This window comes from Clostridium sp. AM49-4BH, assembly GCF_003478335.1.
Taxonomy (GTDB): Bacteria; Bacillota; Clostridia; order Lachnospirales; family Lachnospiraceae; genus Butyribacter.
Genome location: NZ_QUFB01000067.1, coordinates 1 through 11213 on the forward strand (window position 1 = coordinate 1; position 11213 = coordinate 11213).

The window sequence follows — 11213 nt, forward strand, 5'->3', positions numbered from 1 at the left end:
TCAGTTTCCAGCAGGTATTATTGCTGAAAAAAAGGGATGTAACACTATGGTAAGTTTCACGGAATAAGGAAAAATAAAGAGATTGGGTAAAGAATTATAATGTATGTTTATCCAATCTCTTTGATAATTAAAAGACATGTGAAATTTTTATTGTCTCCAGATATTCATGTCAGATAAGATAGACATGGTGATTTGTGCTGCACTATTTCCAGTAGCATCACTATTTGCACTGATATTGGTGGCAAAAAAGCAGGTATTATTTGTTGTTTCGATATAACCTACGAACCAACCGTTCACATCTTTGTCATCTATGCGTCCGGTACCGGTTTTCCCGTAAAGTTTCTTATCATTGACAGATGAAAGAAGAATGGAATTCTTTACTGCCTGAAGGTTCTTGGAATGGAATTCTAAATTGTTGGTTTGTAATTTTTTCAGAAGTTCCACTTGTTCTACAGGAGAAATTTTTAAGGTGGATTCTAGCCAATAGGAAGATAATCCGCCCATTATATTCTTATTTCCATATTCAATTTTGTTTAGATAATTTTGAATACGAGTAAGGGAAAGACGTTCATCTATTGTCTGGAAATACCAGTTAGCAGAGGCTGCCATAGCAGAATCTAGTGTCAGATCAGTATTCCATGCTTCAAAAGGATAGTCTTTTCCATCCCATATAAGTAGGGAGTTTTGTGGTGTAATAATATTTTCCTCTAATCCCCAAAGTGCATCATATATTTTATAAGTGGAGTCTGGAGATATACGATGGGTGGCATGTTCCATGTCATACACAGTCCAGCTATCACGATTGGAATTAAATAAAACAAAGCTGCCTTCATAATTCTTAAAGTATGAAGAAAGATCGGTCTGCGTTATATTTTCTGAAGAATAATTCCAGTTATATTGATCGTTGATAGCAGCATAGGATGAAATAAAAGGAGTAAAACTTATAATTCCAGCAGTAATCAGCATAAAGGCGATAATTCCAATTGCCTTCTTATGAAAAGAGGGATTTTTATAAGAAGCAATGCTAATGATACGCCGTTTTATCTGTTTGATATTTCCACCAAGACCTGCAGCAAACGGAAAAGGAGAAGAGGAAATCTTCTCAGCAAAATTAATCAGTGTATTTCCATATTTTTCATAATCGCATTCATCAAGCATTTTTAAAACGGAAGTATCGCAGGCAATCTCTCGATCATTACGCATTTCTTTTAACGCATACCAGACGATAGGATTAAACCAATATAGTATTGCTGTAAGAAACATTAGATAATTGGCAAGAGAGTCTTTGTGTTTATAATGTTGTAATTCGTGCAGCAAGATATAGCGCACATCCGTTTTCTGATGATCCGATATCAGATGAATTGGCATATAAATTCTGGTTTTAAAAATGCCTGTAATAATAGGTGTTTTTAGGAAAGCAGTGCTATAAATGGGGATATTCCTTGTGATTTTCATCTCGAATAAACATTGTTTATATAGTTTGCATATAGTGGTATTTTGAAGAGGAAGTGCAGATCTTTTTAAAGAACGCAATTGCAGTGAGGACTTTAGTACCAACACGAGCACTACAAACATACCGGCAATCCATACACATAACAAAATGCTTCTGATAATTGTCGGAGTGCTGGAATTTACAGAGATAGTAAATTCGTTCATCCAGTCAGAAGAATTGGAGAGGGTTGCAGGGGAGACTACGGTTTTATTTTGATCTGTTTGAAATGCCGGTGATATAATTACATGATTGAGCCAGGAAAAAAGGTCAGGAAACTGTTTACTTTGTACTGGGAAAAATGGTGTTAAAAGCAGAACAAGTAAAAAATACCATAAATTATACTGCATCCGGCTTGTCAGAGTGTTTTTAAAGATCCACTTGGATACTAAAAAAATGCCAATAATAATACTGATAACAATATTGCATAATAAAAAATGGGTTATAAATTCATCCATGCGTGGAACCTCCTGTAGGATCTTTTTTGGAAAGAAGAGAGCGTAAATCTTCCAGTTCTGTTTCGGATAAGTGGTCATTTTCAATATATGTGGATAACATGGCGGTGATATCCCCATGAAAATATCGTTCTAAAAAAGATTTACTTTTTTGATCAATATAATCAGATTCTTTCACTAAAGGTGAATAAACGAATACCCGGCTATCTTTTTCGTAGGTCAGAACTCCTTTATTAACAAGGCGTTTGATTAAGGTTTGTATAGTTTTTGCACTCCATGAAGATGTTGCTAAAAGTTTTTCAGTAATCTCATTTGTGTTAATAGGAGCATACTTCCAAACAATTTTCATCACTTCATATTCAGCTTCTGATATTTGTGGTAATGCACTCATGTAGACACCTCCTAATTCTTACGAGTGTAATATACATATTTTATTATAAAGCCCACTATATACAAAGTCAAATAAAAACTTGACTATTTATCTTACGCGTGTAATAATTAAAATATTACAAGCGTAAGAAATGTGCCTTGTGATTAAAATCCGTTTTTAACTGTGTGGTGTAACAATTCTAAATATGTAAATACTACATACAAGAATGGAGGCGAAAATATGGAAAGTGATCAGATATGGAACCAAGTGGCGAAATTTATGCAACAATTGCGTGGCGAAAATTTATCGAAAAAATCAATAATTCAGATACCAGGACAGAAAAATGCTAAAAATGAATTGGAAAAGATACAGGCGATTGGAAAAGAGCGGATGAAGCATATGAAGGAAACCGAACAAAGAATTATTCAGAAATGGATAGAATGCTTGGAAGATAATGCATCACTAGAGGCTCAACAGGCTTATTGTCAGGGATATATAGATTGTCTGTTCTTATTGTGTGGTATGGGAATTATTGAAAAAGATAGTGTGGCAAATGATATTTTTGAACAGTTGAATAAATAATAGAAAAGGTTCATTTTATGACAAAACGAACCTTGAATATTAGAGCAAAAATTAAATATCAGAATTGTCTGTGCGAGTGTCATCGACTGATAGGACAGCTTCTGCGATTGCGAGGAGAGTTTTAAGCTGTTTCTCATCGCATTGAAGTAGATGTCTTTGTAATTTTTGGTATGTACTGTTGTTCAGGTTTTTATCTGGATAAATTACAGTATCAGCAGATAAATTAAAATATTGTATGGTTTTGGCAAAAACCTCAAGGCTGGGAGTATTCTTAAAGCGCTCCAAGTCTTTCAAATATGATAATGAAAGATCAAGAATTTCAGCCAATTCAGCTTGTGTGAGTTTTTTATCCATACGGGCATTTTTCATAACAGTGCCAAACTGTTTTGGGTTGAGAGCCATAGAGCCACCTCCTATAAGTATGTTATAGCCATACTTATAAACTGTAAAAATGGTAAAAAGATACTTTGTAGATATGGTATGACAGCACTAACGACAGATTGGAGTAAAAAATGATGGGAAAATGTGATAAACAGTTAAAAAAACACATTTTATTAAATTGGTGCATTGTACTATTTTAGGTATGGTTAAACCGACCTTATTTGGTGGGATTGGCGGAAAACTGAGAGAAAAGATGAGTAATGGTTATCGAAACTGTAATTATCATCTTTTCTCTTTTTATTTTGTAAAATATTTGTTGAATAAAACAAAGAACTTTATAAAAAATACGCCGATAAATCGTGGAAATACACCGAAATATGTGTTCTATATCTTTTTCTTATGTCAAGTTATACTTGTCTCAGAGGAAAAAGGGGGTGTCTGCCATTAGTAAATCTGTTAGAAACCAGTATCTTGAATTTTTAGCGGAAACAGGTATGACACGCTACGAATTTTCAAAACGAAGTGGTATTCCGGAAAGCACATTATGGAGTTTGGGACAGAAGGAAGATTATGATGTGCGGGAAAGCAATATACGAAAAATAGCAAAGGGCATGGGTGTTCCGGCTTCAGATCTTTTTAATGATAATGAGAATACCATTTGTCTTGAAGATAGGAGTGAGGTTTGGATTATAAAGAATTATAGACGATTATCTGAGAGACAGAAAGGGCGTATAGAAGGTTACATAAAAGCATTACTAGATGAAACAGGAAGAAATGATTTTCAATCCGAGTAGAGGGTATTTTGAAAAATAATCAAAATACCTTTTTCTTTTGAATGATACACCGATAAATCGTGGAAGATAACCGAAATATGTGTTCTTTGCAAGAGTGAAGCAGACATTTATAATTTAGATGTGTCCACAAGAAAAAATGATTTTCGTGAACACAACGACAATTAAATATGATGATTTCATCGGACATAAGGAACAGTTACGCATTGCGCCGTGCCGCAGATGCGCCAGGATCGGTAAGGCTGAATTGATGGAGAGGAAATATACATTTGATCAATCTGCCTGATGTGAGATGCCGGGAGCGATAACATCCATGCAAAAGAGGAATTGTGGTGATTCCGTGGTTGCGACTGTTCTACGATAATGATACTCCCGTTATGGTCTATAAGAGATGGTGCGAGTCCAGAGTGTGCTGCTGACCACAGTGACCGGTGATTTCAACTGGAGATTATATATATCAACAAGAGATTATTTAATTAACACTTGACAAAATACGCATAGCGTATATAATGTTGTTATACGCTAAAAGTATTGGAAGGTGGCAATATGAAAGGATATGAATTATTAAAAGAAGCTCGTAGATTATCTGGAATGAAGCAGAAGGATATGGCGAAGTATTTTTACATGCCATATCGAACTTACCAAGACTGGGAACTTGGAAATAGGGTTATTCCAGAATACATACTTCATTTGGTACTCTATAAGCTTGAAATGGAAAAGATCATTCCATCCGGTCTTTTAGAAAGCATGGATGAGAAATAGTCTGTTGTTGATGTATAAGTCAAACAAGGAACAAATGATTTGTTCTATGTGACTAACATCGATGCTTGCTTTTTCATTATCTGGCATTGTTGGCATTATGCAGGAAATAAAGAGCAGATGTTGAATGATGATTTATTACGAGGTGATTTTATGGGAGAAAAGACGAAAGAAAAACAGGAAGTCAGAATATCTGAAAAATTGTTATTGTCGATTAATGAGGCAAATGCTTTAAGCGGAATTGGATAGAATAAGCTCAGAGAGCTTACACTAGATCCACGCTGCCCATTTGTTTTATTTGTTGGTAGAAAGCGTTTGATAAAAAGGAAAGCTTTTGAAGCCTTCATTGACAAGGAACTGGAGATATAGCTACCGGGTTCTTTGTGGACAAAGAAGAGTGAATATGGTACAATACAATGTGCTGTATTGAGCTTTTCTTTGGATAAAAGGAGGCTTATACATGGGACAAGACCTGAAAGGTCGTGAACTTGGAGTTGGAATTGCTCAAAGGAAAGATGGGCGTTATACTGCAAGATTCGTTGACAAGAGAGGTAAGAGAAAACAGAAGTATTTCAAAAAACTTCAAGAGTGTCGTCGATGGCTGGCAGAAGCAGCGTATATAGATCGGAATTCTGATCTATCTGCCGGTGATAGTATGACAGTGGATGCGTGGTTTGATTATTTCTTAAATAGTGTAAAAGGTCCTACTATTCGACCGAACACACGGAGAAATTACACAGAACGATATGAAAAGAATATCAAAGATCATATCGGAAGGATGCATTTAGCAGATGTAAAACCAATACATTGTCAACAGATTTTGAATGAGATGGCACCTCAATATGCTGAAAGTACAATCTATCAGTGCAGGATTACCCTATATACTTTGTTTGAAGCCGCAGTTGAAAATGATATATTATTGCGAAATCCTGTTAAAAAAACAGTGAAGATTCCCCAAAGTAAGAAGCCTAAGAAACGAAGAGTTCTTACGGTAGAGGAACAAAAACGGTTTCTGGATGTTGCATATGGGACAAGCAATTATAATCAATTTGCCTTTTTGCTGCAGACAGGACTTCGAACCGGAGAGATGATTGGGCTGAAGTGGTCTGATATTGATTTTAAGAAGGGTGTGATCCGTATTGAGAGAAGTATGGAATACAGACATGCTACTGGAGAGTGGCGTATAGGTCCGCCAAAGAGCAAAAGCGGTTACAGGGAAATTCCTATGACGGCTGAGTGCATCAGAATCTTGGAGTGTCAAAAGATGAAGATGTTTTCTTTGAAAGATGTTGATCCACAGTATAAAGAATTTGTTTTCCTCTGCAGAAAAGGGGAACCGACCAAAAATTCTGCTTATGATACTTCGTTGTTTAAATTAGCACAAAAAGCAGGGATGGACTCTTTCTCAATGCATACGCTTCGTCATACATATGCTACCAGATGTATTGAGGCAGGAATGCGACCTAAGACGCTACAGATGCTTCTGGGTCATTCGAATATTGGCATTACAATGAATTTGTATGTCCATTTGACGGATGATGAAAAGAAGAAGGAAGTAGAAAAAGTTGAAAGAATGCTGAAAATGGTGTAAAAAATGGTGTAAACGCTTGCCGCAGTTACGCCGAAACACCATAAAATAAAGGCTTAACAAAGAAAGGAAAGATAGAAAATGAAACTATGATTTGTTATCCAGTAATTCAAGGAGAACGAATCAACTATCAAAATAAATAATGTTTTGAAATCAGGGATGAGGTAGAAAGGAAAGTTCCATGACAAAAGATGAAGTAAAAAAACTCAGGATGAACAGTCCGGAATCACTACAGTTTTTAAATAATGCTACAAAATTTTATAATTTAATGATGATGTATCGTTGTGCTATTCGGGAGATACAAACTAAACTTGAGGTTTTGGATGATGAATTTTCAGTTGAGAACAATCGAAATCCTATTTCTTTTATAAAAACAAGAATTAAGCAGCCCAATAGTATTTACGATAAACTGCAGAAGATGGGATATGAATTTACAACAGAAAATATACAGACATATCTCAATGATGTAGCAGGCGTTAGAATAGTTTGTGCGTTTATTGACGATATTTATATGATATCAGATTTGATTACCCAACAGGATGATATTAAAGTTATTGAAATAAAAGATTATATAAAAAATCCAAAATCGAATGGTTATAGAAGCTATCATATGATTGTTGAAATACCAGTTTTTTTTGCTAAGGGTAAAACACCTATGCGTGTAGAATTACAGATTCGAACCAATGGTATGGATTTCTGGGCAACATTGGAACATCAACTTCGCTATAAAAAAGGAATTGAAGAAATGCCTGGCTATGATGAGATAAGTGAAGAATTACTTCATTCTGCAAGAGCTATCATTGAAGCAGATAATGAAATGCAGAGAATAAAAGACAAAATTGGTATGTTCCACGAAATTTAGGGAGAAAACTGAGCAAGTAGGAAGGTGGAAGATATATGAAACAAGATACTTTAGAGGGCAAAGCAAAAACAAAAAATGGGGTAAAACGGCTGTGTTTTTCCATAATCTGCATTCTTCTGGAAGTGATTTTTATTATTACTATCGTAACACGCTTGAATGAATATGCAGAAATCATAAATTTATTTACAAGGATTTTGAGTGGGATCTTGGTTTTGGGATTGTACGCATCAAATAAGACATCCTCTATGAAAATGCCTTGGGTCATCTTAATTCTAATTTTTCCAATTATGGGTGTAGGCCTGTATTTGCTGATTGGTTTGAATGGTGGCACACATAAAATGCGTGAGCGATATGCAGAAATTGATAGCAAGTTGTTACCAATGCTTCCGGACAGTCAGGAGTGTTTGAGCAAAATAAAAGAAACAATTCCGAAAGCAGGAAATATAGCAAGTTACATACAAAGAAATTCGCAGTATCCAATCTATCAGAATACGGATATTGTGTATTTTGATGAAGCAGTGAAAGGATTAAAGGCACAGCTTAAGGATTTGGAGAAAGCACAGAAGTTTATCCTCATGGAATATCATGCGATAGAAGACGCTGAAGCATGGCATAAGATTCAAGATGTTCTGGAAGAGCGAGTAAAAGCAGGTGTGGAAGTTAGAGTATTCTACGATGATATGGGTTCTATAGGCTTTATTAACACAGATTTTGTGAAAAAGATGGAGGCAATAGGAATTCATTGCCGTGTATTCAATCCGTTTATGCCAGGTTTAAATCTGTTTTTGAACAATCGTGATCATAGAAAAATAACAGTTATTGATGGAAAAGTCGGATTTACAGGTGGATATAATCTAGCAAACGAATATTTTAATTACACACACCCGTATGGACAGTGGAAAGATACAGGTATTCGTTTAGAAGGAGATGCTGTTCAGTCGCTTACGGTGACATTTTTGGAAATGTGGAATGCAGTAAGTGCTAAGGATGCTAATGATCCTGATTTTAGTAAATACCTTTTCCACTATGATTATGCGGCACAGCAAACTGGGTTTGTTCAACCTTATGCAGACAGCCCTATGGATAATGAGCAAGTAGGAGAAGAAGTTTATATCAGTATGATAAATAAAGCTGAAAATTATTGTTGGTTTATGACTCCATATCTAATCATAACAGATGAAATGACGCATGCGTTATGTCTGGCTGCTAAGCGAGGGGTAGACGTAAGAATTATCACACCTGGTATCCCTGATAAAAAATTCATTTATAATATAACTCGTTCTTTTTATCATGGATTAGTTAAACATGGTGTTCGTGTTTATGAGTGGACTCCTGGTTTCTGTCATGCAAAAATGAGTGTGGCAGATGACTGTATGGCAACTTGTGGAACAATTAATCTGGATTATCGAAGTTTATATCACCATTTTGAAAACGGCTGTTTTATGGCAGATTGTCAGGCAGTTGTGGAAATAAAAAATGATCTGATAAGAACGATGGGAGAATGTCGTGATGTGACAGACCAATATCAAACCGGACGAAGTGCATATTTGCGACTGGGACAATTATTTATGAGATTATTTGCTGGATTGCTATAAGAATCTGATGAAACGACCTTTCAAAAAACAGTTGATTTAGAAGTTAACTGTTTTTGAAAGGCCGTTTTTGCTATATCTAACAGTCTGTTGTACAAAGAAGATTTTGCATGGATGAAAAAACAAACCTTGTTGAGGTTAAATTGAGTTTTCCATTGTATTGTATTGCTAATGAATAAGAAAAAGAACAGACAATGCTGAATGCTCTGGAAACAAGAATATCTGAGTATAGTATGTAAGTTCGTAACAGAATGAAAGGAGCGATTCAAATGAGCAATTTGGAAAATTATATGAAACGGCAAGCAATTTTTTGTGAACAAAATGATAGCATTAGTAAGAATCTGTATTCAGAGTATGGTGTAAAAAGAGGCTTACGAGATGAAAAAGGGCAAGGTGTGTTGACGGGGCTTACAAATATTTCTGATATAAAAGCTTTTGAATATCGTGATGGAGTAAAGAGTCCATGTGATGGCGAGTTATCTTATCGTGGTTATAATATAAAAGATTTAGTAACAGGAAGTAAAGGAAAAAGGTTTGTCTTTGAAGAAGGAGCATATCTTCTTTTATTCGGAGAATTGCCAACTGATACACAGTTAATGGAATTTCAGGGAAGACTATCTGATTGTATGGAACTACCGACTAACTTTACCAGAGATGTCATTATGAAAGCACCTACATCAGATATTATGGGTTCTATGACTCGAAGTATTCTTACATTGGGCTCTTACGATAAGGAGAAAGAAAGTCTTGAAATTCCGAATGTGCTAAGGCAGAGTATGCAGTTGATCGCAGTATTTCCTATGTTAGCAGTATATGCATACCATGCTTATTGTCATTATGAAAAAAACGAAAGTATGTATATTCATAGACCTGAAAAAGATTTATCTATTGCTGAAAATTTCCTGCGCCTATTAAGACCAGATACAAAATTCACAGAACTGGAAGCAAGAGTACTGGATATAGCATTATTGTTACATATGGAACATGGTGGTGGTAACAATTCTACATTCACTACACGGGTAGTAACATCTTCAGGTTCAGATACTTATTCTGTTATTTCAGCAGCAATGTCATCCTTAAAAGGAAAAAAACATGGCGGTGCAAATCTGATGGTAATGAATATGATGGATGATATTAAAAGTCATGTGAAAGATTATGAAGACGAAGAGGAAATTGCATCATATCTGAGTAAGATTTTGAAGAAAGAGGCGTTTGATCAGAAAGGACTTATTTATGGAATGGGACATGCTGTATATTCTATTTCCGATCCGAGAGAAAGGGTGTTCAAAGGCTTTGTAGAACAACTCGCAAGGGATAAAGGACGTGAGAAAGATATGACCCTTTATAACAATATTGAGAAGATTGCACCTAAGTTGATTGCAAAGCAGCGTCAGATATTCAAAGGAGTAAGTCCTAATATAGATTTCTATAGTGGTTTTGTGTATGACATGTTGAATATTCCAAGAGAATTGTACACGCCATTATTTGCGATAGCAAGAATTGCTGGTTGGAGTGCACATCGCCTGGAAGAATTGATAACTACAGATAAGATCATTCGCCCGGCATATAAGAGTCTAGTCAGCAAAAAAGAATATATAGAAAGAGAGGAACGATAATATGGGAGCAGGAACCAGTGCAGAGGAGTTTTTTTTAAAGAGCATCAATGTTGAAAGCATATTTGAATTTGTCGAAAGAACAGATTATTTGTTCCTTTATAGTATAAAGGAATGTGTTGAAAAATCAGACTGTCATGAAGGAGTATATCTTTCAGAAGTGGCAGAATACATGAAATTATCGATTCCAGAAACATCTAAGATGGTAAAAAGTCTTGAAAATAAAGGATATATTATCTGGAAATTAGATGAGAAAAAAGAAAGAACGTACCTTGTTTTGACGAACAAGGCAATTGAATTAAGTAATTGTCAGAAAGAAAAAATGATAGAAGCTTATGAAAAAATCATATCGAATATACAAGAAGATGACCTGGCAGTTACACGGTGTACATTGAGAAAAATCCGACAGCTTATGGAAGAAATAAAATAGTGATTAATAAAACGGAGTAAGAAAAGCTCCTTCATATATTAGAATAAAAATATGACTGTTTCTTTAAAAAGAAGCCTGTCATATTTTTTTATGAAAAATAAATTTTGTTGAGGTTAAATTGAGATTGACTTTGTATTGTATAAGTATGAAATAAAAAGGAATCAGGTGATGTACAATGAAAAAGTATAAAATATGTAAAATCCTTCTTGTTATACTGGCAATTTTTTTATGTGTGGCTTTTTATGAATTGCTCGGAATCTGCGTTGCATATAAAAAGCAGCCGGAAGTGTCCAATACAACC

The 11213-nt window shown here is 35.1% G+C and carries 11 protein-coding genes and 1 pseudogene; 9 read left to right on the top strand and 3 right to left on the bottom strand.

Annotated features, from left to right (window positions below; genetic code table 11):
- Positions 1-147: 147 nt before the first annotated feature.
- Together DW981_RS13195 and DW981_RS13200 are read right to left on the bottom strand one after the other, a co-directional pair.
- The gene (locus DW981_RS13195) at positions 148-1947 is read right to left on the bottom strand and encodes a BlaR1 family beta-lactam sensor/signal transducer (RefSeq protein WP_118508046.1); all 1800 of its coding nucleotides are present in this window, start codon (positions 1945-1947) and stop codon (positions 148-150) included.
- On the bottom strand, positions 1940-2335 hold the full coding sequence (locus DW981_RS13200) for a BlaI/MecI/CopY family transcriptional regulator (protein ID WP_118508047.1): 396 nt from the start codon (positions 2333-2335) through the stop codon (positions 1940-1942). Before DW981_RS13200 ends, DW981_RS13195 begins: the two co-directional genes overlap by 8 nt.
- A gap of 219 nt (positions 2336-2554) precedes the next feature.
- Here DW981_RS13200 and DW981_RS13205 point away from each other — a divergent pair, with 219 nt between their 5' ends.
- Positions 2555-2896 carry a hypothetical protein gene (locus tag DW981_RS13205; RefSeq protein ID WP_022465863.1) on the top strand — a complete coding sequence of 114 codons (342 nt, stop codon included), beginning with the start codon at positions 2555-2557 and terminating at the stop codon, positions 2894-2896.
- A 51-nt stretch (positions 2897-2947) separates the two neighbouring features.
- On the opposite strand, the gene DW981_RS13210 is transcribed toward DW981_RS13205, so the two are convergent.
- The gene (locus DW981_RS13210) at positions 2948-3298 is read right to left on the bottom strand and encodes a helix-turn-helix transcriptional regulator (protein ID WP_118508048.1); all 351 of its coding nucleotides are present in this window, start codon (positions 3296-3298) and stop codon (positions 2948-2950) included.
- A 413-nt stretch (positions 3299-3711) separates the two neighbouring features.
- Here DW981_RS13210 and DW981_RS13215 point away from each other — a divergent pair, with 413 nt between their 5' ends.
- The 8 genes and pseudogenes from DW981_RS13215 (at position 3712) to DW981_RS13250 (ending at position 10912) form a co-directional block, all read left to right on the top strand.
- On the top strand, positions 3712-4071 hold the full coding sequence (locus DW981_RS13215; protein WP_118508049.1) for a helix-turn-helix transcriptional regulator: 360 nt from the start codon (positions 3712-3714) through the stop codon (positions 4069-4071).
- A 543-nt stretch (positions 4072-4614) separates the two neighbouring features.
- Positions 4615-4830 (top strand): helix-turn-helix transcriptional regulator, encoded by a 216-nt coding sequence (locus DW981_RS13220; protein WP_118508050.1) that lies wholly within the window; start codon positions 4615-4617, stop codon positions 4828-4830.
- A 258-nt stretch (positions 4831-5088) separates the two neighbouring features.
- Positions 5089-5196: pseudogene (locus DW981_RS16280) on the top strand (excisionase); the annotation flags it as partial.
- 91 nt (positions 5197-5287) lie between these two features.
- The gene (locus DW981_RS13230) at positions 5288-6418 is read left to right on the top strand and encodes a site-specific integrase (RefSeq protein WP_118508051.1); all 1131 of its coding nucleotides are present in this window, start codon (positions 5288-5290) and stop codon (positions 6416-6418) included.
- Positions 6419-6596: 178 nt separating this feature from the next.
- Complete coding sequence (locus DW981_RS13235; RefSeq protein WP_005360232.1) at positions 6597-7277, top strand: GTP pyrophosphokinase family protein; 681 nt, start codon at positions 6597-6599, stop codon at positions 7275-7277.
- A 35-nt stretch (positions 7278-7312) separates the two neighbouring features.
- Positions 7313-8872, top strand: coding sequence for a cardiolipin synthase (gene cls, locus DW981_RS13240; protein WP_118508052.1), 1560 nt, complete (start codon positions 7313-7315; stop codon positions 8870-8872).
- A 248-nt stretch (positions 8873-9120) separates the two neighbouring features.
- Positions 9121-10485 (top strand): citrate/2-methylcitrate synthase, encoded by a 1365-nt coding sequence (locus DW981_RS13245; RefSeq protein ID WP_182434292.1) that lies wholly within the window; start codon positions 9121-9123, stop codon positions 10483-10485.
- Between the two features lies 1 nt (position 10486).
- The gene (locus DW981_RS13250; RefSeq protein ID WP_006858455.1) at positions 10487-10912 is read left to right on the top strand and encodes a MarR family transcriptional regulator; all 426 of its coding nucleotides are present in this window, start codon (positions 10487-10489) and stop codon (positions 10910-10912) included.
- Positions 10913-11213: the final 301 nt, after the last annotated feature.

What these genes read in the sequence shown, in the direction of transcription:
- DW981_RS13220 (WP_118508050.1), top strand. Translation starts at nt 4,615, where the DNA reads ATGAAAGGATATGAATTATTAAAAGAAGCTCGTAGATTATCTGGAATG.
- DW981_RS13235 (WP_005360232.1), top strand. Translation starts at nt 6,597, where the DNA reads ATGACAAAAGATGAAGTAAAAAAACTCAGGATGAACAGTCCGGAATCA.
- DW981_RS13230 (WP_118508051.1), top strand. Translation starts at nt 5,288, where the DNA reads ATGGGACAAGACCTGAAAGGTCGTGAACTTGGAGTTGGAATTGCTCAA.
- DW981_RS13210 (WP_118508048.1), bottom strand. Translation starts at nt 3,298, where the DNA reads ATGGCTCTCAACCCAAAACAGTTTGGCACTGTTATGAAAAATGCCCGT.
- DW981_RS13205 (WP_022465863.1), top strand. Translation starts at nt 2,555, where the DNA reads ATGGAAAGTGATCAGATATGGAACCAAGTGGCGAAATTTATGCAACAA.
- DW981_RS13245 (WP_182434292.1), top strand. Translation starts at nt 9,121, where the DNA reads ATGAAAGGAGCGATTCAAATGAGCAATTTGGAAAATTATATGAAACGG.
- cls (WP_118508052.1), top strand. Translation starts at nt 7,313, where the DNA reads ATGAAACAAGATACTTTAGAGGGCAAAGCAAAAACAAAAAATGGGGTA.
- DW981_RS13195 (WP_118508046.1), bottom strand. Translation starts at nt 1,947, where the DNA reads ATGGATGAATTTATAACCCATTTTTTATTATGCAATATTGTTATCAGT.
- DW981_RS13200 (WP_118508047.1), bottom strand. Translation starts at nt 2,335, where the DNA reads ATGAGTGCATTACCACAAATATCAGAAGCTGAATATGAAGTGATGAAA.
- DW981_RS13250 (WP_006858455.1), top strand. Translation starts at nt 10,487, where the DNA reads ATGGGAGCAGGAACCAGTGCAGAGGAGTTTTTTTTAAAGAGCATCAAT.